Origin of the sequence: Streptomyces sp. NRRL F-5123 (assembly GCF_000721495.1) — a bacterium.
Classification (GTDB): Bacteria; Actinomycetota; Actinomycetes; order Streptomycetales; family Streptomycetaceae; genus Actinacidiphila.
This window is the reverse complement of the sequence record NZ_JOHY01000007.1, coordinates 14,164-38,165: the sequence shown is the minus strand read 5'-3', so window position 1 is coordinate 38,165 and position 24,002 is coordinate 14,164. Positions and strand designations below refer to the sequence as shown.

Here is a 24,002-nt window from a genome sequence, read left to right as displayed (position 1 = left end):
CGGGCGGGTGCGGGGGCGCGGTGTTGCCGGGCGGGCGGAGAAGCGAGCGGCGGGGTGCGGTGAGCGACGACAGTTCTCGGTGGCTGGTCACCGGTGCGGGCGGCATGCTCGGGCAGGACGTGCTGCGGCGGTTGCGCGCCGAGGCCGGTGCCCGGGCGGTCGGGCTGGATCGTGCGGCCCTGGACATCACCGACGCCGCCGCCGTACGCGCGGCGTTCGCCGAGCACCGCCCTGCCGTCGTCGTCAACTGCGCCGGCTGGACGGCCGTGGACGACGCCGAGGCGCGCGAGGCCGACGCGCTGCGCGTCAACGGCGACGGGCCCGCGCGGCTCGCCGAGGCGTGCGCCGCCGCGGAGGTCCGGCTGCTGCACCTGTCCACGGACTACGTCTTCCCCGGCGACGCCGCCGCCCCCTACGCCGAGGACGCCGCTCCCGGCCCGCGCAGCGCGTACGGCCGCGGCAAGCTCGCGGGGGAGCGCGCGGTCCTCGCGGCGGCGCCGGACACCGGCTACGTCGTACGCACCGCGTGGCTGTACGGCGCGGGCGGCGCGAACTTCGTCCGCACCATGATCAGGCTGGAGCGCAGCCACCCGACCGTCGACGTCGTCGACGACCAGCGCGGCCAGCCCACCTGGACCGCCGACCTCGCCGACCGCCTCGTCCGGCTCGGCTCCGCGGCGCTCGCCGGCACCGCCCCCGCGGGCGTCTACCACGGCACCAGCGGCGGCGAGACGACCTGGTACGGCCTGGCCCGCGAGGTCTTCCGGCTGCTCGGCGCCGACCCCGACCGGGTGCGGCCCACCACGACCGCCGCCTTCCCGCGCCCCGCGCCCCGGCCCGCGTACAGCGTGCTCGGCCACGACCGCTGGCGGGCCGCGGGCCTGGAGCCGATCCGCGACTGGCAGGCCGCGCTGGCCGACGCCTTCGGCACGCTGCGGGCGGCCGCCGATGACTGACGGCACAGGCACAGGCACAGGCACAGGCACAGGCGCGGGCACGGGCACAGGCACGGGCGCGGAGGCGGATACCGAGGCCGAGGCCGGCGCGGGCACCCGCACCCGTACCCGCACCGCGGTGCGGACCTCGCCCGCGCGGCTCGTGCGCGGCGCCGTCGCGATGCTGCCGCCGGGCACCGCGCTGGTCGGCGCGGGCACCGCGGTGCTGGGGCTGGCCGGATATGTGCAGCTCGCGGTCGCCGGGCACGTGCTCAGCTCGGACCGGATGGCCGGGCTGAGCGTGCTGTGGACGCTGGTCTTCTCCGTCGGGCTCGGGCTGTTCTTCCCGGTCGAGCAGGAGATCACCCGGCTGGTCGCGGCCCGGGTCGTGGTCGGCGGCCGGGTCGCGCCGGTGCTGCGCCGCGGGCTCGCCACCTCGCTGCTGCTGCTCGCCGTGGTGTGCGCGCTGTCCGCCACGCTGGCCCGGCCGCTCGCCGACCGGCTCTTCGACGGCGACCTCGCGCTGGTCGGCGCGCTGTGCGCGGCCTTCGCCGGGCTGTCGGTGGCGCACGTCACCCGCGGGGTGCTCGCCGGGACGGGCCGCTTCCGCGCGTACGGCTTCCAGCTCGCGCTGGACGGGACGCTGCGGGTCGTGCTGTCGGTGCTGCTCGCACTGGCGCACGTCCGCACCGTGCTGCCGTACGCGGCCATACTGGCGCTGCCCACGCTGGTGTCGGTGCTGCTCACCGGCCCGACGGTGATACGGGCGGCGGGGTCGTGGAAGGGCGGTGAGCGGCTGCCGTGGCGCGCGCTCGCGGCCGGACTGGCCGCGCTCGTCCCCTCCACGCTGCTGGCGCAGGCGCTCGTGAACGCCTCGGTGGTGAGCGCCAAGCTGCTGAGCGCCGCGGACGCCGAAAACGCGGCGTTCATCACCGCGCTGCTGTCGGCCGTGGTGCTGGCGCGGGTGCCGCTCTTCGTCTTCGGGTCGCTCCAGGCCTCGCTGCTGCGCGGACTGTCCTCGGCGGTGGCCGCGGGGGACCGGGCGACGTTCCGTCAGCTGCTGCTGCGCACCACGGCGTTCACCCTGCTGCTGGGCGGCGCGGGCGGGCTCGTCGCGGTCGTCGCCGGACCGTGGCTGGTGCCGCGGCTGTTCGGCTCGCCGCATCTGCTGGGCGCGGCCGACTTCGCGTGGCTGTCCGGCGGCACGCTGCTCTACATGCTGGCCTCCGTGCACGGCCAGGTGCTCCAGACGATGGGCGGTCACCGGCGCCAACTCGCCGCGTGGGCCTGCGGGATCGCCGCGCTGCTCGTCGTGACGGCGGCCCCCTTCGCGGTGCGCGACCGGGTGGAGATCGCGTACGCCGTTGGTGCGGCGGTCACCGAGGCGCTGCTCGCGGGCATGGCGTACGTCACCTGGACGCAACCGGAAGGCCGGCTTCTCCGTCAGACCAAGTGAGACGTTCGCGCGGCCGGGGGGGCCGGCACGAGCGCCGGAGCCCGTTCTGTGCGGAAGCAACACGAGAGGCTGCGGCATGACGGCAACTGTCACCACGCCGTTGTTGGCGGGGGAACGCGTCGAGGACGTCTGGCTCGTGACCCCGGTCTTCAACGAGGCCCAGGTCATCGGGGAGGTGATCCGCGAGGCGCGGAGCACCTTTCCCCATATCGTCTGCGTCGACGACGGCAGCACCGACGGCTCGGCGGCGCGGATCGCCGAGGCCGGTGCCCACCTGGTGCGGCACCCCGTCAACCTGGGCCAGGGCGCGGCCCTCCAGACCGGCATCGACTACGCGCTCGCGCAGCCCGGCGCCCGCTACTTCGTCACGTTCGACGCCGACGGCCAGCACCGCGTCGAGGACGCCCTCGCGATGGTCGCGCTGGCCCGCGAGAGCGGCGCCGACGCCGTTCTCGGCTCCCGCTTCCTGCGCGGCGAGGGAGAGGTGCCCCGGCTCAAGCGCATCGTGCTGCGCACCGCGGCGGCCGTCAGCCCCACCGCGCGCAAGCTGCGGCTGTCCGACGCGCACAACGGGCTGCGGGTCTTCAACCGCGAGGCGGCCACCCGCCTGGACATCACCATGAACGGCATGGCGCACGCCTCCGAGATCACCGGCTTCCTCGCCCGCTCCGAGCTGCGCGTCGTCGAGGCCCCGGTCGACATCCGCTACACCGACTACTCCCGGGCCAAGGGGCAGTCGCTCATCAACGGCGTCAACATCCTCTTCGACATCTCCCTGAACCGCAGGAGAGGCTGACCGTGCTCATCCAGCTGGTCCTCGTCGGCGCCGTCGTGGTCATGCTGGTGCTCTTCGCGCGTCGTTGGCACACCGCGGGAGTCCGCGCCTGGAAGCGACTGGCCTTTCTCGCGTTCTGCCTCATCAACGCCTACGCGGTGATCCGCCCGCAGGACACCACGCGCGCCGCGCACCTGCTCGGCGTCGGGCGCGGCACCGACCTCGTCCTGTACTTCCTCGTCGTCGGCGTCACCGGGCTCGCGCTCAACACCTACCTGCGCTTCCGCTCCCTGGAGCAGCGGCTCACCGAGCTCGCCCGCGACCAGGCCCTGCGCAGCGCGCACCGCCCGGAGGGCGCCGCGTACGTACCGGCCGGCGCCCCGCCCGCACCGCACACCCCCGAAGGGACCGCTCCCGGTGACCACGATTGACATCATGCTGCCGTACTACGGCGACCCGGAGCTGATGCGGCAGGCGGTGCGCAGCGTGCAGGCGCAGACCGACCCGCGGTGGCGGCTGACGGTCGTCGACGACGGCAGCGAGCCCGGCGTGCCCGAGTGGTTCGCCGGGCTCGGTGATCCCCGGGTCCGCTATCTGCGCAACCCCGTCAACCTCGGCATCACCGGCAATTTCCGCCGCTGCGTCGACCTCGTCGAGCACGACCTCGCGGTGCTGATGGGCTGCGACGACCTGATGTGGCCGCGGTACGTGGCCGTGCTGCGGGCGGCGGCCGAGGCGATGCCGGGCGCCGCGATGTACCAGCCGGGCGTGCGGGTGGTGGACGGCGCGGGCGAGCCGGTGCGGACGCTGGTGGACGCCGCGAAGAAGCGCATCGGCCCGCCCGCCCGCACCGAGCGCGCCCGGCAGTCCGGCGAGGCGCTCGCGGCGAGCCTGCTGCGCGGCAACTGGCTGTACTTCCCGGCGATGTGCTGGCGCTCGCGCACCCTCAAGGAGGTCAGCTTCCGGGAGGACCTGACGGTCGTGCAGGACCTGGCCCTCGTCATGGAGCTGCTGCTGCGCGGTGAGGAACTGGTCACCGACCCGGAGGTCTGCTTCGACTACCGGCGGCACGCGCTGAGCGAGTCGTCCGTCCAGGCCTTCTCCGGTACCCGTTTCGCCGAGATCCGCCGCTACCTGCTGGGCGTCGCCGCCGACTGCGACGCGGCGGGCTGGCACCGCGCCTCCCGGGTCGCCCGGCGCCATGTGACGACCCGGCTGCACGCCCTGACGATGGTGCCGCGCGCCCTGCGGCACGGCCGGTTCGGGGCCGCGCGCAGCCTGACCGGGCACGCCTTCGCACCCGTGCGGCGCCCGGAGCGCACGGGCCCGGCGGAGTCGCCGGAGCCCGCCGGCGCCGCGTCCCCGGCGTCCCCGGCGTCCCCGGTGTCTTCCGCGGTCCCGGCGTCCCCGGCGCCCTCCGCTTCCTCGGCGTCCTCCCCGTCCTCCGCCTCATGACCGCGCCCGCCCTTCGCCGGGTCGCCGCGCCGCTGCGCCGCATACCGCCCCGGCTGCGGCTGCCCGTCGCCGTCTACGCCGGCTGCCAGGCCGTGCTCCTGCTGTGGTGGGCCGCCTTCTACCCCGCCAGGACCAGCGCGGACAGCGTCACGTACACCTACGAGGTGACCGACGGGCCCTGGCGCTCCGACCACTCCGTCGCCTACGACGCCCTGGACTGGCTGTCGCTGCACCTCACCGGCGGGGTCGCGGCCCTCACGCTGCTCCAGACGGCCGCCACCGCCGCGGCCCTGGGCTACGTCTGCCACGCGCTGCGCGCGCTCGGCGTACGCGGCCGGTGGAGCGCGCCCGCCGCGCTGCTGGTCGTGCTGCTGCCCTCCAGCGGCAGCTTCGTGGTCTACGTGTGGAAGGACGTCGCCTTCGCGGTGGCCACCCTGGTCGCCTTCGGCGCGCTCACCTCGCTGACCGCCCGCCGGCTGCGGGCGGAGGGCCCGCTGCCCGCGGACCGGGGGCTGCGCCGCGACACCCTGGTGCTCGCGGCGGGATTCCTCGGTATCGGCCTCTTCCGCAACAACGGCTTCCCGGTGCTGCTGTGCGCCGGGGTACTGCTGGTGCCGCTGCTGCGCGGGATGCGCCGCCGTCTCGCGCTCGCCACCGCCGTACCGCTGGTGGTCACCCTGCTGCTGAACGGCGTCGTCTACTCCGCCCTCGGCGTCCAGAAGCCGCGAGCGGACGAGGCGTACGCCTTCAACTACGCCGACATCGGGGTCGCGTACGGCGAGCGCCCGGACACCTTCACCCCCGCAGACCTGGCCCTCATGCGGGAGGTCGCACCGCTGTCGCACTGGGCGGGACCGGGCGCCGACTGCCACGAGGCCGACGCGCTGATGCGCAAGCCGATGGACCGCCTCAAGGCCGGGCGGATCAATGACCAGCTGATGGACCTGTGGTTCCGCGTCCTCAAGCGCACCCCGGGGCTCGTCGTGCACGCCCGGCTGTGCCGCGCCGACATCGCCTGGAAGCCCTTCGGTACCCACACCGGCCTCTACGCGGCCTCACCGGTCAAGGCCCTCGACAAGTGGCGGGCCGCCGGGCACGACTCCGCGCGCAGCGTCCCGTACGGCGACAACCTCTACCCGCGCCCGCTGTCGTACAGGCTGCACCACCTGGCCGTCGGCCTGCTCCACCGCAGCGAGCGGCACTACGTCCAGCCGGCCGTGTGGCGCGGGGTCAACTGGACGTACCTGGGCTACCTGATCGTGCTGCTGGCGGCGGTACGGCGGCGGCGCCCGGTGCTGCTCGCGCTCGCCGCCCTGCCGGTCGGCCTCCAGCTCACGGTGCTGGTCGCGAACCCCTCGCCGCTGTGGCGGTACATGTCCGCGTCGCTGATCCTCGGGGTGCTCACGCTGCCCGTCGCCGCCCTGGCCTTCGCGCCGCGCCCCGAGGGCGGTGCCGGGACGCGTGCCGCGCCGCCGGATCAGCCCGCCGCGGCACCGGAGGAGGCGACCGCGGCGCGCAGCTCCTCGACGTAGCCCCGGCAGGTCTCGTACGACGGCAGCAGCCCCCGCTCCCGCGCCTGCGCGAGGGTGGGGGCCGCCGCGTCCTTCTCCGACAGCAGCGGCGGCACGTCCTGCGGCCAGCCGATGCCGAGCGCCGGGTCCAGCGGGTTGACGCCGTGCTCGCGGGCCGGCGCGTAGCCCTCCGAGCAGAGGTAGACCACGGTGGCGTCGTCGGAGAGCGCCATGAACGCGTGCCCGAGGCCCTCCGAGACGTAGACGGCGCGGTGCTCCACGTCGTCCAGCCGCACCGCCTCCCAGCGCCCGAAGGCCGGCGAGCCGGTGCGGAGGTCCACGACCACGTCCAGCACCGCGCCGCGCACGCACTTCACGTACTTCGCCTGGCCCGGCGGCACGTCGGCGAAGTGCAGCCCGCGCAGCGTGCCGCGCGCCGACACCGAGCAGTTGGCCTGCGCCAGCCGCAGCCGGTGGCCCGCGGAGGCGAGGAAGTCGCCCTCGGTGAACCACTCGTGAAAGCTTCCCCGCGCGTCGTGGAAGACCTTCGGCTCGTGCACCCAGGCACCGGGGACGGCAAGCTCCCGCATCAGCTCTCCTCTGGTGGCCGCGCAGCCGCGCGTGTCGGGCCGGACACGGCCCGCGCCGCCATCGTAGATCCCACGCCCGCCCCGCCCGCGTCTCGCTGGCCGAGATGATGCGGGGCTCCCGGCGGATTCGGGCCACACTGGGTGCGGCGGAACGGTCGACCCGAGGGACGGACGCAGGTGACGACGGCGGCACGGCAGGACGTGGTGCAGGCCCGCAGAGTCGTGGTGAAGGTCGGCTCGTCCTCGCTGACCACCGCCGCCGGCGGGCTGGACGCGGACCGGGTCGACGCCCTGGTGGACGTCCTGGCCAAGGCGCGTGAGGAGCGCGAGGTCGTCCTCGTCTCCTCCGGCGCGATCGCCGCCGGGCTCGCCCCCCTCGGCCTGCCCCGCAGGCCACGCGACCTGGCCCGGCAGCAGGCCGCCGCGAGCGTGGGCCAGGGCCTGCTCGTCGCCCGCTACGCCGCCTCCTTCGCGCGCTACGGCATCCGGGTCGGCCAGGTGCTGCTGACCTCGGACGACGTCAGCCGCCGCACCCACTACCGCAACGCCTACCGCACGCTGGACCAGCTGCTCGCGATGGGCGCGCTGCCGATCGTCAACGAGAACGACACCGTCGCCACCGACGAGATCCGCTTCGGCGACAACGACCGGCTCGCCGCCCTCGTCGCCCACCTCGTGCGCGCCGACCTGCTGGTCCTGCTCTCCGACGTCGACGGCCTCTACGACGGCGACCCGCGCACCCCCGGCACGTCCCTCGTCAGCGAGGTCAGGGGCCCGGCCGACCTGGAGGGCATCTCCATCGGCAGCGCCGGCCGCTCCGGCGTCGGCACCGGCGGCATGGTCACCAAGGTCGAGGCCGCCGCGATCGCGACCGGCGCGGGCGTCCCCGTCGTCCTCACCTCCGCCCCGCACGCCGCCGACGCCCTCGCGGGCCGCCCCACCGGCACCCACTTCCACCGGACCGGCAAGCGCTCCGCCGACCGGCTGCTGTGGCTCGCGCACGCCTCCGCGCCGCGCGGCTCGCTGCGGCTGGACGCCGGCGCCGTCCGGGCGGTCACCCAGCGGCACAGCTCGCTGCTGCCCGCCGGGCTCACCGGCGTCGAGGGCGACTTCGCCGCGGGCGACCCGGTCGACCTGGTGGACGAGTCCGGCGCCGCCGTCGCCCGCGGGCTGGTCAACTACGACGCCCGCGAGCTGCCCCGGCTGCTCGGCCGCAGCACCCGCGAGCTGGCCGCGGAACTCGGGCCCGCCTACGAGCGGGAGGTCGTGCACCGCGATGACCTGGTACTGCTGCGGCGCCAGGGGCGCGCGAGCTGATCTCGTCCGGGGCTTCTTGCGGAAAACGCCCCCGCGCCCTGCTCGAGCCTGGTCAACTTTGATGAGGATGCGATGCGCAGGTACGTCCCTGCTGCCGCTCCCGTCGCACTGGCGGGACCGGCCGCGGCGGGCGCAACCCACAGGGAGGCCGCCGGTGAAACGAGGGCGCCCGGGGCAACTGACCAGGACGTCGACGGAGCGAGCGCTGGTCAGCGTCGACCGCGCGGCACCGGACGGGAATGCCGTGCCGCACCAGGCCCGACCGCAGGAGCGGGCCGCAGCCCGGCTGTGGCACGTCACGCTCAGCGTCGCCGGACCCCACACGCCCCTGCCGGAGCTGCGGCGGGGCCTCGAACAGCTCGCGAACGACCACCCCTTCCTGCTGACCAGCCGCTACGCCCCGGACCACGCGGAGATCCGCTACTGGGAGGAGGCCAGGGACGTCCACGACGCCGCCGCCCTCGCCCTGCGCCTGTGGGGCGAGCACCGGTCCTCCGCGAAGCTGCCGCCCTGGGAGACGGTGGGCCTCGAGGTCATCGACCGGGTGACGTACCACCAGCGTCTCGCCGCCGGCGCTGTGCCCTCCCCCGTCCCGGCGGGCGTCCACCCGTTCTGACCTCCCTCGCGGGAAGCGGGGCTGCGCCGCGGGGCGAGCGCTTCCGGCGTGCGGCTGCACCGCGGGCCCCGCGCGGCGAGCGCGACCCGGAACGCCCGCGCGGCGAGCGCGACCCGGAACGCCCGCACGGCAGGGCATGCGCGCCGTCCCAGCGGCTGGGCTCGGGGGCGCGAGCCCCCACGGATTCAGTACCCTGCACGCATGGATGCGCTGACGCCAGGCGAAGAGTCCCCCGTCACCCGCGCGGCAACCCGCGCGAAGGCCGCGGCGGCGGAGCTGGCCCCACTGCCCCGCGCGGCGAAGGACGCCGCCCTGCTGGCGATCAGCGAGGCCCTCCGCAGCCGGGCGGCGGACATCGTGGCCGCCAACGCCGACGACGTGGCCCGCGCGGCGGACGCCGGGACGAGCCCGGCGATCATCGACCGGCTGACCCTCACGGCGGAGCGCGTGGAGGCGATCGCGGCCGACGTCGCGCACGTCGCGGGCCTGCCCGACCCGGTCGGCGAGGTGCTGCGCGGCTCCACGCTGCCGAACGGCCTGGAGCTGCGCCAGGTCCGTGTCCCCCTCGGAGTGGTCGGCATCATCTACGAGGCCCGGCCGAACGTCACCGTCGACGCCGCGGCCCTGTGCCTGAAGTCGGGCAACGCGGTGCTGCTGCGCGGCTCGTCCTCCGCGTACTCCTCGAACGCCGCCCTGGTCGAGGTGCTGCGGGAGGCCGTCGAGGGCGCGGGCCTCCCGGCGGACGCCGTCCAGCTCGTGCCCGGCGAGTCGCGCGACTCCGTCACGGAGCTGATGCGCGCCCGCGGCCTGGTGGACGTGCTGATTCCGCGCGGCGGCGCCTCGCTCATCCGTACCGTCGTCGAGGGCTCGACCGTCCCGGTGATCGAGACGGGCACGGGCAACTGCCACGTGTACGTCGACGCGGACGCCGACCTCGACATGGCCGTGGACATCCTGGTGAACTCCAAGGCCCAGCGCCCGAGCGTCTGCAACGCCGCCGAGACGCTGCTGGTGCACCGCGACATCGCCGACCGCTTCCTGCCGCGCGCGCTGGACGCGCTCGCCGACGCCGACGTGACCGTGCACGGCGACCCGCGGGTGCTGGCCGTCGCGAAGGAGTCCGGCACCAAGGCCTCCGTGGTCGCGGCGACCGCGGAGGACTGGGAGACCGAGTACCTGTCGTACGACATCGCCGCCGCGGTCGTGGAGTCGCTGGACGCCGCCGTCGCGCACATCCGGCAGTGGTCCTCGGGCCACACCGAGGCGATCGTGACGGCCTCGCAGCCCGCGGCCCGCCGCTTCACCCGGCTGGTGGACGCGGCCGCGGTGATGGTGAACGCCTCGACGCGCTTCACCGACGGCGGCCAGTTCGGCTTCGGCGCGGAGATCGGCATCTCCACCCAGAAGCTGCACGCGCGCGGGCCCATGGGCCTGCCGGAGCTGACGTCCACCAAGTACGTCGTCACCGGCGACGGCCACATCCGCTGACCTGGGCCGCCGCCCGGACGCCGGCGCACTGGGCCGTCCGGGTGCACAGCCGGTGCACAGGCGGCCCGGATTCCCCTGCCCAAAAGGCCAACTTCCGCATTACTCTGGACAGATGCCGGACGATGACGAGTTCGCCTCCCTAGTCCTCGACGAAGAATTCGTACGGTCTGCCCTGTTCCACGAGCCCTCGGCCCAGGAACGGATGCTCGCCGTCGCCGAAGGTCCCGCCGCAGCGCCCGGTTGGCCGGGGCGGCGCGGGACCGGCCGCCATGACGTCCCCGAGCTGGACGACGAGGCGGATCTCGCCCCCGACCCCCTCTATGCCGCGGGTCACCGCTACCGCGGCAGCAGCACCCGCTGGCACCGCCCGGTGGCCTGGGCCCTCGCCGTGGTCATGGGCATCGGAGTGGTCGCCCTGACCTTCGCCGCGGTCTACCGCGGAGCCGGTGCGGGCGCCCGCCGGCCGGCCGATGCACCGCCGTCCAGCGGCAGTCAGGTGGGGCGGCAGAGCATGCCGCCCGTCGTCGGCGCACCCGCGCCCTGATCCGATGTCAACTCGGCCGGTACGGGGGAGTTTATTCCCGCTCCGGCGGACATAACCTTGTGGTATGAGCGGGCCTGGAGACCCTCCTGAGGGCACGCCCGAGGGCGCCTCAGGAGGCGGTGAGGACGAATTCCGATCCGTCGTCTTCGACGAATCGTTCGTGAGGGCTGCCCGGATCCAGGAGTTTTCCGCGCGCGAGCGGCAGGACGAGGCCGGCCGTGCGGTCCGGGTGCGCCACGCGCTGCCCGGCGGGCTCGCCCGCCAGGCGGTGGCCCTGGTGCTGCTGATCGTGCTGGCCTTCGCCTTCGCGGTCTACATGGGGGTGCGCCACCCCTACCGCTCGCACGACGCGGCCTCCGGCACCGAGCTGCAGGTCACCGTGACCCCGCTGGTGCCCGCGGGGCCGGTGCGCGCGGTGTCGCCCGACGCGCCCTTCACGGGCACCCCCGCCGCGGGGCCCGACTTCCACAGCCGTGAGGAGGGCCTGGCGCTGCCGGAGCACGTGGAGCCGGTCGGCGGCTTCGACGCGGACGACGTGACGGCCGGCTACCTGACCGTCCGGCGCTTCCTCGACGACTCCGGGCTCAAGGAGCAGACGGTCACCGGCGGCGACACCCGGGCCGTGCAGGCGCTGCTGGAGCCCGAGCAGCTCGACCTGTTCAACGGCAGCCTCAGTGCCCCGGAGGCGGACGGTGTGCACGAGGCCACCGGCTGGCTGGTGCGCTTCGACCCGGACCCGGGGGACCGCGTCGAGCTGGCGACCGACGACATCCGCGTGCGCGGCTCGTACTCCGCCCTCCAGACGGCGGACGGCCGGCTGGAGGTCGTCGCGGACCACACCTACGTCTACGCCATCAGGGACGCCTCCGACCCCGACGGCCCGGTGTCGCTCTTCACCGTCCGGCGCCGGATGGCCTTCCACTTCACCCACGGCCAGCTCCGCGAGCACCGCCTGGAGGTCGTGCGCTCCGACGTCACGGCGGGCCCGCTCGCGTGCTCGGCGGAGGTGCAGAGCTACTTCCAACCGATACTGGCCGGCCACTCCGCCCCCGACACCGTCAGCGGCGTCAACCCGTACGAGACGGCCCGCCCGCCCGGCGCACGCTGCGCCCCGCTCACCGGGGTGGACCCGACGGCGGGCACCGGAGCCGCCGCGAACCCGGACACACCGGCGGCCCCGACCGCCACGGGCTCCGCGGCCCCGGCCGCGACGGGCTCCGCGACCGCTACGGACTCCGCCGCCGCTACGGCAGCGGGCTCTCCGGCTGCCCGCCCTCGGGACCGGGATCCGGCTGCGACTCCGAGTCCGCTGCTGACTCCTGCGGGTGTTCCGCGGTCGCCTGCGAACCGGAGCCTGTGAAGCGGTCGCGCAGCCGCCCGCCGACGTCGGTCGCCCCGTTGGTGATGTCGCGTATCAGGCCCATCAGCGGGTCCTTGCTGCGCTTCATCGAGTCGGAGTAGTGGCTCGCGGTGTCCCGGAAGGCGTCGGAGACCGAGGCGTCCTTGTCGGCCGTGCGCTTGGGGTAGTGGCCGTCCATCAGCCGCTGGTATTCGCGGGTGGTGGCCCAGCGGCGCAGCTCGGAGGCCCGGATGGTGGTGAAGGGGTGGCTGCGCGGCAGCACGTTGAGGATCTTCAGGACGGAGTCGCGCAGGTCGCCGCCCGCCTCGTACTCGTCGGCCTGCTTGAGGAACGCCTCGACGTTCATCTCGTGCAGGTGGTTGCCGCCGGCAATCTTCATCAGGCCGCGCATCGACGCCTGGAGGTCCTGGCCGACGAGCAGCCCGGCGCGGTCCGCCGACAGCTCCGACTTGCGGAACCACTCGCGCAGCGCGGTGATGATCGCCAGCACCGCCAGGTTGCCCAGCGGGATCCACGCGATGCGCAGCGCGAGGTTGGTCAGGAAGAGCAGTATCGTGCGGTAGACCGAGTGGCCGGACAGTGCGTGGCCGACCTCGTGGCCGATGACCGCGCGCATCTCCTCCTCGTCGAGCAGCTCGACCAGGCCGGTGGTCAGGACGATGACCGGGGCGTCCATGCCGATGCACATCGCGTTGGGCTGCGGGTCCATCGTCACGTACATCGCCGGGACCTTCTCCAGGTCCAGGATGTAGCAGGCGTCCCGCAGCATCGCGTTGAGGTGGGCGAACTGCTCGTCGCTCACCCGGACGGAGTCCGACAGGAAGAGCAGTCGCAGGCTGCGCTCGGGCAGCAGGCCGCTGAGCGACTTGAAGACCGTGTCGAAGCCGCTGAGCTTGCGCAGCGCCACCAGGGCGGAGCGGTCGGCGGGGTGCTCGTAGGCCCGTGACGAGATGTCAGGGAACCTTCTGCGGGTGCGTCCCGGGAGCTTCTCCGTGCTCACCCGGTCGTCCCCTGATGCGTGCGACTCGGACATACTGGCCCAACCCCCTGGTAGCCCACCGGTACACAAAGCTGGACGCGCGGAGCCTGCGCGAAGTTCCCACGGGCACGCCCGTACCATGTGCCGAGAGTCTTGCCGCCCGTCCCCGACTTCGCAAAGGGTTCCGCTGACATGTCGCCCGCCGCAGTCTCCGCACTGACCACGCTCGCCGAGGAGAACGGGGGCAATCACCCCAGCCTCAGCCCGTACCTGACCGGCTTCGGCGCACTGGGTGCGCTGCTCGTCCTGCTGTGGCTGGTCACCCGCTTCAACCGCGACTAGTCTCGCCATGTCCGACGCCAAACGCCGCATCGGTGTGATGGGCGGCACGTTCGACCCCATCCACCACGGGCACCTGGTGGCCGCGAGCGAGGTGGCGAGCCTTTTCCACCTCGACGAGGTCGTTTTCGTCCCCACCGGGCAGCCCTGGCAGAAGAGCGAGCGCGCGGTGTCACCTGCCGAGGACCGGTATCTGATGACGGTGATCGCCACCGCGTCCAATCCGACGTTCTCGGTCAGCCGCAGCGACATCGACCGCGGGGGTGCGACATACACCATCGACACCCTGCGCGACCTGCGTGCCGAGCACCCCGACGCGGACCTCTTCTTCATCACCGGGGCCGACGCCCTGTCGCAGATCTTCTCCTGGCGCCATGCCGAGGAGCTTTTTGCGCTCGCACATTTCATCGGAGTGACCCGTCCGGGGCATACGCTGTCGGACCCGGGCTTTCCCGAGGGCGGTGCCTCGCTGGTGGAGGTCCCGGCCCTGGCGATCTCCTCGACGGACTGCAGGCAGCGGGTGGCCAAGGGCGACCCGGTCTGGTACTTGGTTCCGGACGGCGTCGTGCGGTACATCGACAAGCGTGCGCTCTACCGGGACGCCTCCGGATAACACGCACCGCGAACCACAGCAGGTGAAGGGGTTCCTCGTGAACGACGCAAACCCCCGTTGGCAATATGCCGAGGGCGGACCAGACGACGAGAGGGACCAGAACCGGCAGGAGCCCTACTACGGGCAGCAGTCCTACGGTTACGAGGGGTACGGCGACCAGGGCGGATACGACGAGTACGGCCGCCCCCGCCCGCAGCCGCCCCGGCAGCCCGTCCAGCAGGCCCGCCCCGTCCCCCCGCAGCAGCAGGCGCCGCCCGGGCAGGCCGGTTACCAGGACCCCTACCAGACCTACGGCGGCGGCTCCGCGCCCCCGCCCCCCGGCCGGCAGCCCGGCGGCTACATCCCCCAGCAGCCGTACTACGAGCAGCCCCCGCAGCCGCAGTCCTACGACACCGGCCAGCACGCGACGTACCAGACCGGCCAGATGCCCGTGTACGACACCGGGCAGCAGCAGGCCTACCAGACGGGCCAGATGCCGGTGTACGACACCGGCCAGCAGCCCGTGTACGAGACGGGTCAGCACCCCGTCTTCGACACCGGCCGGCAGCCCGTGTACGAGACGGGCCAGACGCCTGTGTACGAGACAGGCCAGACGCCTGTGTACGAGACGGGGCAGCACCCCGTCTTCGACACCGGCCGGCAGCAGGCCTACGAGACCGGGCAGATGCCCGTGCAGACCGAGCCGCCGGCCGGGCCGCGGAGCGGGACGCAGGCGGGACCGGGCAGGCCCGACGGGCGTGGCGGCTACCAGACCGAGATGTTCGCCTTCGTCGACGAGGAGTCCGAGCAGTCGGAGGAGGTCATCGACTGGCTCAAGTTCTCCGAGTCGCGCACCGAGCGGCGCGAGGAGGCCCGGCGCCGTGGCCGCAACCGCAAGGCGGGCCTGGTGCTGGTGCTGGTGCTCGCTCTCATCGGCGGCGCAGGCTACCTGTGGCAGGCCGGCAAGCTGCCGGGACTGGGCAAGGACAAGGCCGCGGCGGCGGCGGCGAGCGGCCCGCAGAAGCGGGACGTCATCGTCGTGCACTTCATCCCGGTCGACGGCGGCCCCAGCGACACCGCGCTGCTCGTGGACAACGCCACCAAGAAGCGCGGCACCACCGTCCTGCTGCCGAACACGCTGTCGGTCACGTCCGACGACGGCGGCGCCACCACCCTGGACAAGTCCGTCGACGACGGCATAGGCCCGACGCGGGACTCCCTGAACACCCTGCTCGGCGCCGACATCAAGGGCAGCTGGCGGCTGGACAGCCCCTATCTGGAGCTGCTGGTCGACGCGCTCGGCGACGTCTACGTGGACACCGACACCGCGGTCAAGGGCACCGGCAAGGACAGCGGCAAGACGGTCGTCGCGCAGGGCAAGCAGCAGGAACTGTCCGGGCAGGCGGCCGTCGCGTACGCCACCTACCGGGCCTCCGGGGAGCCGCAGAGCAAGCAGCTCGCCCGCTTCGGGCAGGTCTTCCAGGCGGTTCTGAAGAAGATGCCGAGCGACGCCGAGGGCGCCACCAGGACCGTGCAGTCCCTCAGCCAGATCCTCGACCCGTCGCTCACCGACAAGCAGCTCGGCGCGTCCCTCGCGCAGCTCGCCGACCTCGCGAAGACCGGCCAGTACGACACCACCGTGCTCCCGGTGCAGACGGACGGCACCCTCAGCGCGGACGCCACCGACTCCGTCAAGGAGCTGCTGGGCGGCACCGTCAAGCAGTCCGAGGGCACCGCCCAGCCGCGGGTGCTGATCACCGACGCGACCGGTGACAAGTCCGCCGCCTCGATGGCGCAGGCCGCGATCGTCAACGGCGCCACGTACACCTACGTCGCCGGCGGCAAGGCGAGCGCCACCAAGAGCGCCTCCCAGGTCCTCTACGCGGACGCCGCGCGGCTGGAGGCGGCCAAGGACGTCGCCGCCACCCTGGGCCTGCCGCCGACCGCGGTCGCCAAGGGCAAGGTGCCGTCCAACGCCGACATCGCCGTGACGCTCGGCAAGGACTACAAGCCCGACGTCTCCTGACGGGCGCCGTACCGGCCCGTACCGGCCCGCACCGGCTCGCGCGGGCCGGTGCGGGCCGTGAAACCGGACACCCGGTCGAAAATCCGGTCGGGGGCTGTCGGAGGGTCGTGAGACCCTGGAGGCAGTAGACCCCCGACCGGAAAGCCGTATCTGTGACCGCCACTGACCGCTCCATCGAGCTGACCCGCGCCGCCGCGCAGGCCGCCGCCGACAAGCTCGCGCACGACGTCATCGCCTACGACGTCAGCGACGTGCTCTCCATCACCGACACCTTCCTGGTCGCCTCCGCCCCGAACGACCGCCAGGTGCGGGCCATCGTCGACGCCGTCGAGGACAAGCTGCGCGACGAGCTGGACGCCAAGCCGGTGCGCCGGGAGGGCGAGCGCGAGGGCCGCTGGGTGCTGCTCGACTACGTCGACATCGTCGTGCACGTCCAGCACTCCGAGGAGCGGGTCTTCTACGCGCTGGAGCGGCTCTGGAAGGACTGCCCCGAGATCCCGCTGCCCGAGGACGCGGTGGCCACCCGCGGCAAGGGCAAGGAGCACGCCGGGGCGGCCGACGACGGGATCGACAGCTGAACGGCCGGCGCAGCGGCCGGGGCCGCCGGATCGTGCTGTGGCGGCACGGCCAGACGGAGTGGAATCTGGAGCAGCGTTTCCAGGGCACCACCGACATCCGGCTCACCGCGACCGGTGTCGCCCAGGCCCGCCGTGCCGCCCGGCTGCTCGCCGCCCTCGAACCGGACGCGATCATCGCCTCCGACCTGAGCCGGGCCGCTGCCACCGCCGTCGAGCTGTCCGCCCTCACTGGCCTGCCCGTCACCCACCACAAGGCCCTCCAGGAGACCTACGCCGGCCACTGGCAGGGCCTCACCCACGAGGAGATCGTCGGCCGCTACGGCGAGCAGTACGCCGCGTGGAAGCGCGGCGAGCCCGTCCGCCGCGGCGGCGGCGAGCTGGAGACCGAGGTCGCCGACCGCGCCGCCCCCGTCGTCCTCGCCGCCGCCGACGAGCTGCCCGACGGCGGAGTCCTCGTCGTCGTCAGCCACGGCGGCACGATCCGCACGACCATCGGCCGCCTCCTCGGGCTCGCGCCCGAGACCTGGGAGTCCCTCGGCGGCCTCTCCAACTGCTGCTGGTCCGTCCTCGGCGAGGGCGCTCGCGGCTGGCGCCTGACGGAGCACAACGCGGGCACCCTGCCCGAGCCCGTCCTGGGCGACGACACATAGCCCTCGCCGGGCGGGCGTGTGCACCTTGCGCCTGGGCCGCGGGGCGCCCCCGGGGCGCGGGGGAGCATGCGCGTGCCGCGCCGGGCGAGCGTTTTCGGGGGCGCGTGGGGGGACCGCCCAGGCGAAGCTCTGGGGGAGAACTGCCCGCCCAGCCCCCCGCCGGCCGGCGGTCCTGGGAGGTACCCCCACGCGCCCCTGAGGGGCACCGCCCTGCGCGGCAGAAAGCCGATTTCGTTCCGGTCCGACGACCGGCTATGATTCTGACGTCGCAAGGGGCTGTAGCTCAGTTGGTAGAGCGCTTGCATGGCATGCAAGAGGTCCGGGGTTCAATTCCCCGTAGCTCCACAGCAGCAGGACATGAGGGCGGTGCCCTCCCGCACGAGTGCGGGGGAGCACCGCCCTTCGTGCGTGCGGCTCAGAGTTCGTGGGGGCACTTCGCGGGGCGGCCCGCAGCCTCGCGCTCGGCGAGGATGACGGAGAGCCGGCGCCCGTGGACGGTGCAGCCCACGACGGGGTCGGGGATGGCCCGCAGCGTCTCGATGCGCTGCCGTTCCTCCTCGGTGGCCGGGGTGTACACGACGTAGCGGTGCTCGGCCATGCCGTCGATGCTGAGCGACATCGAGGTCATGGTGATCGTGCCCACGGCCGGGTGCCGGATGGACTTGACGCGGGTGCCGGGCGCGGCGACGTCCCCGCTGGCCCACATCTGCGCGAAGTCCGCGCTGGACTTGATCATGAGCGCGACGAACGACTCCCACGCGGGCTCCCCGACGTGCCGCCCGTAGCTGCGCCGCACCTGCGCGACCATCCACGGCAGTTCGTCCGCGCTGTTGACGAAGGTCTGGCAGCAGCCGGGCACGGTGAAGAGCTTGTAGAGGACGTTGCGCTCCCAGCGCTCCACGAGCGAGGTCATCGGCCACAGCGTGCGGTAGGTCGCGTTGGTGGCCCGGACGTCGTAGCGGCTGTTGTAGATCGCGGCGGGCAGCGGGTCGAGGGCGTCGAGGACGCCCTGGAACTCCTCGCCGACCGCGTCGGTGTCGGCGGCCGGCTCGCGGACGAAGGGGATGCCGGCCAGCCGGTAGAGGTGCTCGCACTCGGTGGCGTCGAGCATCAGCACCCGGGCGACGGCGTCCAGCACCTGGACGCTGGCGTTGATCGGGCGGCCCTGTTCGAGCCACGTGTACCAGGTGACGCCGACCCCTGCGAGCTGCGCGACCTCCTCGCGGCGCAGCCCGGGGGTGCGCCGCCGCAGCCCGGGCGGCATGCCGACGTCCTGCGGGGTGATCCGGGCACGGCGGCTGCGCAGGAAGGCGGCCAGCTCGGTGCGGCGGGCTCCGCCGGCGCGCCGTGACCCGGTGGGGTCCCGGGGCTCGGTCAGGGGAGGGGGCGCTGCCGGTGACTGGGGCATACGCTCATCGTCCCGAACACGCCCGGCGGCTGCCAGGTGCTGGCAGTACCCGTATCACGGGGCTCTCGTTACCCGTATCGCCGCGACCGCAGGCTCGGGCCATGACACCTTCCTCGTCGAACGGCGCGACCGTGACCGGCGCCACTCCCCGTCCCCCCGCGACCGCGGCGGCCGGATCCGTACCCGATACCGGGACAAGCCGCGCGGGCCGGGCGGGTCCGCCGCCCGGGCTGCTGCTCGCGACCGTCCTGACGGGCCAGTTCATGGCCCTGCTCGACGTCTTCATCGTCAACGTGGCCGTGCCGACCATGCGCGACGACCTGCACGCCTCGGGCGCGCAGCTCCAGCTCGTCATCGCGGGCTACTCGATCAGCTACTCCGTGCTGCTGATCACCGGCGCCCGGCTCGGCGGACTGCTGGGCCACCGGCGGCTCTTCACGGCCGGGCTCGCGGTCTTCACCGCGGCCTCGCTCGCGTGCGGCCTGGCACAGGGCACCGGCGAGCTGATCGGCTTCCGCTTCGTGCAGGGCGCGGGCTCGGCCCTGATGATCCCGCAGGTGCTGAGCCTGCTCCAGCTCAACTTCAGCGGCGAGGCCAGGACGCGCGCGATGAGCGTCTACTCCGCGGTGCTGTCGTCGGGCGCCGCGCTCGGCCAGATGCTGGGCGGCGTGCTGGTGAGCGCGGACCTCTTCGGGACGGGCTGGCGGCCGGTCTTCCTGGTCAACGTGCCCATCGGCCTGGCGATGCTGGTGATCGCGCCGCGCGTGCTGCCCGCGGACGGGCCGCGCGACCAGGCCCGCGCCCGCGGCCTGGACCTGCCGGGGCTGGTCGTGCTCGCCGCGGCCGTGACGCTCTTCACCGTGCCGCTGGTGCTCGGGCAGGAGGAGGGCTGGCCGGCGTGGGGCTGGGTGTGCCTGGTGCTGAGCGCGGTGCTCCTCGCGCTCTTCGCGCTGCTGGAGCTGCGGCTGGCGCGGCGCGGCGGCGCCCCGCTGATCGCGCCGCGGGTGCTGCGGGCGCCCGGCATGGTGCGGGCGAGCCTGGTGATCATGGCCACGATGGGCTCCAACGGGGGCTTCCTGTTCGCCATCGCCCTGCACCTGCAGAGCGGGCTCGGTTTCAGCGCCCTGCGCACCGGGCTGACCTTCGCGTTCGCCGCGGTCACCTTCGGCGCCGTGGGGCTGAACTGGCGGCGGCTGCCGGTGTCCTGGCGGCCCTGGCTGGCCGGGGCGGGCCTGCTGCTCGCCGCGGTGTCCTTCGCGGGCCTGGGCCTGGCGCTGCGCGGCGGCGGGGACGGCGGCGCCGCCCTCTACCTGTGGCTGCTGGTGCTGGGCGCGGGGCTCGGCCTCGGCTTCAGCCCCACCCTCACGACGGCGCTGGGCACGATAGCGCCGCAGGACGCGGCGGACGCCTCCGGCTTCCTGTCGACGGTCACCCAGATCGCCCAGCTGCTGGGCGTCGCGGCGCTCGGCACGCTCTTCCTCAGCCGGGTCAGCGGCCCCGGCGCCCACGCCTCGGCGCACGCCTACGCCGTCCTGAGCGTCGCGATGACCGCGGTGTGTGTCGCGGGCGCGGTGGTGGGCCTGGCGCGCGGCCGGGCCCGCAAGGCGGCCTGAGAGCCGCCCGCGGCCGGGGCGCCCGCCTTCCGGAGGGGCACCCGGCCGCGCGGCCTGCGGGCCGCTCAGCCGCCGAGGGCCGGGTAGTCGGTGTAGCCGCGGTCGTCGCCGCCGTAGTACGTCGCCCGGTCCGCGGTGTTGTACGGGCCGCCGTTGCGGAGCCGGGCGGGCAGGTCGGGGTTGGCGACGAAGAGCGTGCCGTACGAGACCATGTCCGCGGTGCCGTCCTCGACGAGTGCCAGCTCCTGCGGGCCGTTGTGGCGCCCGGAGGCCCTGGCGTTGAGGACGAGCACGCCGGGGAAGCGCTTGCGCAGCTCCAGCGTCAGCGCCCGGTCGCCGGACTCCACGACGTGCAGGTAGCCGGGGCCGACCGGCTCCAGGGCGCGCAGCAGCGCGAGGTAGGCCGGCTCCGGGTCGGGCTCGTCGATGTCGCCCAGCGTGTTGCCCGGCGAGATCCGCAGGCCGGTGCGCTCGGCCCCGATCGCGTCGGCGACCGCCCGGACGACCTCGGCGGCGAAGCGGGCCCGGCCCTCCGGGGTGCCGCCCCAGCCGTCGGTGCGGCGGTTGGTGTTGGGGGCCAGGAACTGGTGGGCCAGATAGCCGTTGGCGGCGTGCACCTCCACCCCGTCGAAGCCGGCCGCGACCGCGTTGCGCGCGGCGGCGGCGTGCTCCGCGACGATGCGGGCGATGCCGCTCTCGTCCAGCTCGGCGGGCTCCTCGAACTCCTGCGGGCCCGCCGCGGTCCAGACGCTGCCCTTGGCCCGCACCGGCGAGGGAGCCACCGGCCGCAGCCCGTCCGGCAGCAGCGAGCGGTGGCCGATCCGCCCGGTGTGCATGAGCTGCACGAAGATCCGTCCGCCCGCCTCGTGCACGGCGTCCGTCACCCGCCGCCATCCGGCCACCTGCTCGGCGCTGTGCAGCCCCGGGGTGTCGGGGTAGCCCTGCCCGCCCGCGGAGGGCTGGGTGCCCTCGGTCACGATGAGCCCGGCGGAGGCCCGCTGGGCGTAGTAGGCGGCGGTGCTCGCAGTCGGGCTGAGCCCCGGGCCGTACGCCCGGCTGCGGGTCATGGGCGCCATCACGATCCGGTTGGGCAGCCGCCGGCCGCCCAGGTCTATCGGGTCGAACGCGGTGGTCACAGCGGTCGTCTCCCCTCTCGGCGGGCCCGGCCCTCACCTCGGCCGCCGCCACCGTAACCCGGGGTCGGCCGCCCGATTGTTGCCGCTCCATGAACTTCCCCGCGGCCGCGGATTTGCTCCGGCCACCGGGGGAGCGTGTAAAGTAACCCCAGGTCGCCGGGGGATCCCGGCGGTGTCGCGGGGCTGTAGCTCAGTTGGTAGAGCGCTTGCATGGCATGCAAGAGGTCCGGGGTTCAATTCCCCGTAGCTCCACTCGTCGGACCCTCCGAAGACCGTCGAGGGTCGTCGAAGATCATCTGAAGGCGGGGCCCGGATGCGTAGCGCATCCGGGCCCCGCCTTCGTCGTTTCCGGTGATTGTCGTACCGCCGGGCGTGGGACCGACCGGTCATGGCTGCGTGCGCGGGCGGGGGCGGCGTAGTAGGTCTGGGGTGTCCGTCTGAGGTTCCGTCAGCGAGTGGCGCCTTAGAGGTTTTCCAGCTCCGGGAGGTTCCAGCAGGGACGTTTCCTTGACCTGCTCTTGGGGAAATCGTGGTCCTGGCATGAACTGATCAGCGAAAGAGTGTCGCTTTGCGGTGCGGTGTGTACGCATAGCGGCGACACCGCACGGTCCGCTCCCACCAGGGACAGCCCGACAACGCGACAACTCGCTTCGCATGGGGGTTTCATGAGATTTGAGCGCAAGAGAACGCGCATGGCGCTCGTGGCGGCCACCGCGCTGCCGCTGGTCGCCGGCGCGCTCGCGCTTTCGACCCAGTCCGCGTCGGCCGACCAGCCTTCCGGACGCCAGCTCCTGACCGGCACCAAGCCGCAGTGGGCCACCGCGCAGGCGGACCGCGGTGCCACCGCGGACTCCGCCGCGGTGACCGTGCGGGTCTACCTCGCGGGCAAGGACGCCAAGGGCCTCGCCGCCTACGCGAAGTCCGTGTCGGACCCGAACTCCGCCGACTACGGCCACTACCTGACGGCCGCCCAGACGAAGGCCGCGTACGGCCCGACCACGGCGCAGGTCTCCGAGGTCACCGCCTGGCTGCAGTCGGCGGGCATGAAGGTCACCGCCTCCAACCAGCACTACCTCACCGTCACCGGTGACGTGGCCGCCGCGGAGAAGGCCTTCGGCACCGAGCTGCACAACTACAGCAAGTCGGGCCACGTCTACCGCGCCCCGACCGGCACCGCCACCGCGCCCGCCTCGCTGGACGGCGCGGTCCTCACCGTCACGGGCCTGGACACGGCACCCAAGAAGTCCACCCACGACGACGAGCTGCCGCCCCCCGGCGAGGTCTTCAAGAACGCCGGACCCTTCTCCACGTACTACGGCTCGAAGATCGCCGACCAGTACCCGACCGCGTACGGCGACAAGGCGCCCTACGCGATCCAGGGCTACACCGGCGACCAGCTGCGGGCGGCGTACGGCGCGGGCTCGTACACCGGCAAGGGCGTGACCGTCGCGATCACCGACGCGTTCGCCTCGCCGTACATCGCGCAGGACGCGGCGCGCTACGCCAAGGACACCGGCGGCCAGAAGTACAAGAAGGGCCAGCTCAGCCAGGTCCTGCCGAGCGACTACAACAGCACCGAGGACTGCGACGCGGGCGGCTGGTACGGCGAGGAGACGCTCGACGTCGAGGCCGTGCACGCGGTGGCCCCGGACGCGAACATCGTCTACGTCGGCGGCGCCTCCTGCTTCGACGACGACCTGCTCGACGCCCTCAACAAGGTCGTCGACGGCCACCTCGCCGACATCGTCTCCAACTCCTGGGGCGACGTCGAGGCCAACGAGACGCCGGACATCGCCGCGGCCTACGACCAGGTCTTCCAGACCGGCGCGGTCGAGGGCATCGGCTTCTACTTCTCCTCCGGCGACTCGGGCGACAACGTCGCCTCGACCGGTGTGAAGCAGGCCGACACGCCCGGCAACTCGCCGTGGGCCACGTCCGTGGGCGGTACCTCGCTCGCGGTCGGCAAGAACGACAAGTACCTGTTCGAGACCGGCTGGGGCACCCTGCGCGCCCCGCTGTCCGCGGACGGCAAGAGCTGGACCGGCTTCCCCGGCCCGTACACCTCGGGCGCCGGCGGCGGCACCAGCAAGTACTACGACCAGCCGTTCTACCAGCGCGGTGTGGTCCCGGACTCGCTGGCCCTGGCCAACGGCGGCGGCGTCAAGCAGCGTGTCGAGCCCGACATCGCGGCGGTCGCCGACCCGAACACCGGCTTCCTGGTGGGCCAGACCCAGTCCTACCCGGACGGCTCCCTGCAGTACAGCACCTACCGCATCGGCGGCACCTCGCTGGCCGCGCCGGTCATCGCCGGTGTCCAGGCGCTCGCCGAGCAGGCCCGGCACGGCATCGCCATCGGCTTCGCCAACCCGCTGATCTACTCCCAGTACGGCACGTCGTCCTACCACGACGTGACCGACCACCCGCTGGGCCAGGGCAAGGGCCTCGCCGTGGTCCGCGTGGACTACGCGAACACCGTCGACGACTCCGACGGCACGATCGTGTCGCTGCGTACGCTCGGCGCCGACGCGTCGCTGCACGCCACGGTCGGCTACGACGACGTCACCGGCGTGGGCACGCCCGCGAAGGGGTACATCACCTCCTCGCTGCCGCCCAGGCACGGGCAGTAACGGCATC

At 73.6% G+C, this 24,002-nt stretch carries 22 protein-coding genes and 2 tRNA genes; 20 read left to right on the top strand and 4 right to left on the bottom strand.

Annotated elements, in window-relative coordinates; all coding sequences use genetic code 11:
* Positions 1-59 precede the first annotated feature (59 nt).
* The 6 genes from rfbD to IH54_RS0108570 all read left to right on the top strand — a co-directional run bounded on the left by rfbD (position 60) and on the right by IH54_RS0108570 (position 6,153).
* Entirely contained in the window at positions 60-956 is an 897-nt protein-coding gene (gene rfbD, locus IH54_RS0108595; protein ID WP_031514503.1) for a dTDP-4-dehydrorhamnose reductase, read from the top strand.
* A complete protein-coding gene (locus IH54_RS0108590) occupies positions 949-2,391 on the top strand; it encodes a lipopolysaccharide biosynthesis protein (RefSeq protein WP_063762265.1) in 1,443 nt (480 codons plus the stop codon). Before rfbD ends, IH54_RS0108590 begins: the two co-directional genes overlap by 8 nt.
* Before the next feature lie 76 nt (positions 2,392-2,467).
* A complete protein-coding gene (locus IH54_RS0108585; protein ID WP_052397221.1) occupies positions 2,468-3,187 on the top strand; it encodes a glycosyltransferase family 2 protein in 720 nt (239 codons plus the stop codon).
* A gap of 2 nt (positions 3,188-3,189) precedes the next feature.
* Positions 3,190-3,597: a DUF2304 domain-containing protein gene (locus IH54_RS0108580; protein ID WP_052397220.1), complete on the top strand. Its 408-nt coding sequence runs from the start codon at positions 3,190-3,192 to the stop codon at positions 3,595-3,597.
* A complete protein-coding gene (locus IH54_RS0108575; protein ID WP_063762264.1) occupies positions 3,584-4,621 on the top strand; it encodes a glycosyltransferase family 2 protein in 1,038 nt (345 codons plus the stop codon). Before IH54_RS0108580 ends, IH54_RS0108575 begins: the two co-directional genes overlap by 14 nt.
* Positions 4,618-6,153 (top strand): DUF6020 family protein, encoded by a 1,536-nt coding sequence (locus IH54_RS0108570; RefSeq protein ID WP_031514495.1) that lies wholly within the window; start codon positions 4,618-4,620, stop codon positions 6,151-6,153. The genes IH54_RS0108575 and IH54_RS0108570 overlap by 4 nt, the downstream gene beginning before the upstream one ends.
* On the opposite strand, the gene rfbC is transcribed toward IH54_RS0108570, so the two are convergent.
* Positions 6,099-6,722 (bottom strand): dTDP-4-dehydrorhamnose 3,5-epimerase, encoded by a 624-nt coding sequence (rfbC, locus tag IH54_RS0108565; RefSeq protein WP_031514493.1) that lies wholly within the window; start codon positions 6,720-6,722, stop codon positions 6,099-6,101. The two genes, IH54_RS0108570 and rfbC, sit on opposite strands and share 55 nt — an antisense overlap.
* 201 nt (positions 6,723-6,923) lie before the next feature.
* Here rfbC and proB point away from each other — a divergent pair, with 201 nt between their 5' ends.
* The 5 genes from proB (at position 6,924) to IH54_RS44355 (ending at position 12,047) form a co-directional block, all read left to right on the top strand.
* The gene (proB, locus tag IH54_RS0108560) at positions 6,924-8,039 is read left to right on the top strand and encodes a glutamate 5-kinase (RefSeq protein ID WP_031514491.1); all 1,116 of its coding nucleotides are present in this window, start codon (positions 6,924-6,926) and stop codon (positions 8,037-8,039) included.
* 154 nt (positions 8,040-8,193) lie between these two features.
* Positions 8,194-8,655 carry a hypothetical protein gene (locus IH54_RS0108555; protein WP_031514489.1) on the top strand — a complete coding sequence of 154 codons (462 nt, stop codon included), beginning with the start codon at positions 8,194-8,196 and terminating at the stop codon, positions 8,653-8,655.
* A gap of 201 nt (positions 8,656-8,856) precedes the next feature.
* Positions 8,857-10,143 carry a glutamate-5-semialdehyde dehydrogenase gene (locus IH54_RS0108550; protein WP_031514488.1) on the top strand — a complete coding sequence of 429 codons (1,287 nt, stop codon included), beginning with the start codon at positions 8,857-8,859 and terminating at the stop codon, positions 10,141-10,143.
* Between the two features lie 112 nt (positions 10,144-10,255).
* Positions 10,256-10,687, top strand: coding sequence for a hypothetical protein (locus IH54_RS0108545; RefSeq protein ID WP_052397219.1), 432 nt, complete (start codon positions 10,256-10,258; stop codon positions 10,685-10,687).
* A 64-nt stretch (positions 10,688-10,751) separates the two neighbouring features.
* Positions 10,752-12,047, top strand: coding sequence for a hypothetical protein (locus IH54_RS44355; RefSeq protein WP_199923358.1), 1,296 nt, complete (start codon positions 10,752-10,754; stop codon positions 12,045-12,047).
* On the opposite strand, the gene IH54_RS0108535 is transcribed toward IH54_RS44355, so the two are convergent.
* Positions 11,932-13,080 carry a M48 family metallopeptidase gene (locus IH54_RS0108535; protein ID WP_031514481.1) on the bottom strand — a complete coding sequence of 383 codons (1,149 nt, stop codon included), beginning with the start codon at positions 13,078-13,080 and terminating at the stop codon, positions 11,932-11,934. The genes IH54_RS44355 and IH54_RS0108535 overlap by 116 nt on opposite strands.
* A gap of 138 nt (positions 13,081-13,218) precedes the next feature.
* On the opposite strand from IH54_RS0108535, the gene IH54_RS46105 reads away from it, so the two are divergent.
* The 6 genes from IH54_RS46105 (at position 13,219) to IH54_RS0108505 (ending at position 17,556) form a co-directional block, all read left to right on the top strand.
* Entirely contained in the window at positions 13,219-13,368 is a 150-nt protein-coding gene (locus tag IH54_RS46105; protein ID WP_031514480.1) for a hypothetical protein, read from the top strand.
* A gap of 7 nt (positions 13,369-13,375) precedes the next feature.
* Complete coding sequence (gene nadD, locus IH54_RS0108525) at positions 13,376-13,978, top strand: nicotinate-nucleotide adenylyltransferase (RefSeq protein WP_031514477.1); 603 nt, start codon at positions 13,376-13,378, stop codon at positions 13,976-13,978.
* A gap of 37 nt (positions 13,979-14,015) precedes the next feature.
* Entirely contained in the window at positions 14,016-15,983 is a 1,968-nt protein-coding gene (locus IH54_RS39495; RefSeq protein WP_078862060.1) for an LCP family protein, read from the top strand.
* A gap of 152 nt (positions 15,984-16,135) precedes the next feature.
* Positions 16,136-16,561: a ribosome silencing factor gene (gene rsfS / locus IH54_RS0108515; protein WP_031514473.1), complete on the top strand. Its 426-nt coding sequence runs from the start codon at positions 16,136-16,138 to the stop codon at positions 16,559-16,561.
* Positions 16,558-17,211, top strand: coding sequence for a histidine phosphatase family protein (locus tag IH54_RS0108510; protein ID WP_031514471.1), 654 nt, complete (start codon positions 16,558-16,560; stop codon positions 17,209-17,211). The genes rsfS and IH54_RS0108510 overlap by 4 nt, the downstream gene beginning before the upstream one ends.
* 272 nt (positions 17,212-17,483) lie before the next feature.
* Positions 17,484-17,556, top strand: a tRNA-Ala gene (locus IH54_RS0108505).
* 70 nt (positions 17,557-17,626) lie between these two features.
* On the opposite strand, the gene IH54_RS0108500 is transcribed toward IH54_RS0108505, so the two are convergent.
* Positions 17,627-18,619, bottom strand: a complete 993-nt coding sequence (locus tag IH54_RS0108500) for a helix-turn-helix transcriptional regulator (RefSeq protein WP_078862040.1) — start codon at positions 18,617-18,619, stop codon at positions 17,627-17,629.
* Between the two features lie 101 nt (positions 18,620-18,720).
* Between IH54_RS0108500 and IH54_RS0108495 the strand changes: the two genes are divergently transcribed.
* Positions 18,721-20,232: an MFS transporter gene (locus tag IH54_RS0108495; RefSeq protein WP_199923357.1), complete on the top strand. Its 1,512-nt coding sequence runs from the start codon at positions 18,721-18,723 to the stop codon at positions 20,230-20,232.
* 65 nt (positions 20,233-20,297) lie between these two features.
* Here the strand turns inward: IH54_RS0108495 and IH54_RS0108490 are convergent, their stop codons facing one another.
* The gene (locus tag IH54_RS0108490) at positions 20,298-21,368 is read right to left on the bottom strand and encodes an alkene reductase (RefSeq protein WP_031514464.1); all 1,071 of its coding nucleotides are present in this window, start codon (positions 21,366-21,368) and stop codon (positions 20,298-20,300) included.
* 179 nt (positions 21,369-21,547) lie between these two features.
* On the opposite strand from IH54_RS0108490, the gene IH54_RS0108485 reads away from it, so the two are divergent.
* Positions 21,548-21,620 (top strand) — tRNA-Ala (locus IH54_RS0108485).
* A gap of 413 nt (positions 21,621-22,033) precedes the next feature.
* Positions 22,034-23,995, top strand: coding sequence for a S53 family peptidase (locus IH54_RS0108480; protein WP_078862039.1), 1,962 nt, complete (start codon positions 22,034-22,036; stop codon positions 23,993-23,995).
* The last annotated feature ends 7 nt before the right edge of the window (positions 23,996-24,002 follow it).

Bases quoted from the DNA above. Each gene is read 5' to 3' on its own strand.
- IH54_RS0108500 (WP_078862040.1), bottom strand. From the start codon at position 18,619: ATGCCCCAGTCACCGGCAGCGCCCCCTCCCCTGACCGAGCCCCGGGAC.
- IH54_RS0108480 (WP_078862039.1), top strand. From the start codon at position 22,034: ATGAGATTTGAGCGCAAGAGAACGCGCATGGCGCTCGTGGCGGCCACC.
- IH54_RS46105 (WP_031514480.1), top strand. From the start codon at position 13,219: ATGTCGCCCGCCGCAGTCTCCGCACTGACCACGCTCGCCGAGGAGAAC.
- IH54_RS0108545 (WP_052397219.1), top strand. From the start codon at position 10,256: ATGCCGGACGATGACGAGTTCGCCTCCCTAGTCCTCGACGAAGAATTC.
- IH54_RS44355 (WP_199923358.1), top strand. From the start codon at position 10,752: ATGAGCGGGCCTGGAGACCCTCCTGAGGGCACGCCCGAGGGCGCCTCA.
- IH54_RS0108590 (WP_063762265.1), top strand. From the start codon at position 949: ATGACTGACGGCACAGGCACAGGCACAGGCACAGGCACAGGCGCGGGC.
- IH54_RS0108585 (WP_052397221.1), top strand. From the start codon at position 2,468: ATGACGGCAACTGTCACCACGCCGTTGTTGGCGGGGGAACGCGTCGAG.
- nadD (WP_031514477.1), top strand. From the start codon at position 13,376: ATGTCCGACGCCAAACGCCGCATCGGTGTGATGGGCGGCACGTTCGAC.
- rfbC (WP_031514493.1), bottom strand. From the start codon at position 6,722: ATGCGGGAGCTTGCCGTCCCCGGTGCCTGGGTGCACGAGCCGAAGGTC.
- IH54_RS0108495 (WP_199923357.1), top strand. From the start codon at position 18,721: ATGACACCTTCCTCGTCGAACGGCGCGACCGTGACCGGCGCCACTCCC.
- IH54_RS0108550 (WP_031514488.1), top strand. From the start codon at position 8,857: ATGGATGCGCTGACGCCAGGCGAAGAGTCCCCCGTCACCCGCGCGGCA.
- IH54_RS0108570 (WP_031514495.1), top strand. From the start codon at position 4,618: ATGACCGCGCCCGCCCTTCGCCGGGTCGCCGCGCCGCTGCGCCGCATA.
- IH54_RS0108535 (WP_031514481.1), bottom strand. From the start codon at position 13,080: ATGTCCGAGTCGCACGCATCAGGGGACGACCGGGTGAGCACGGAGAAG.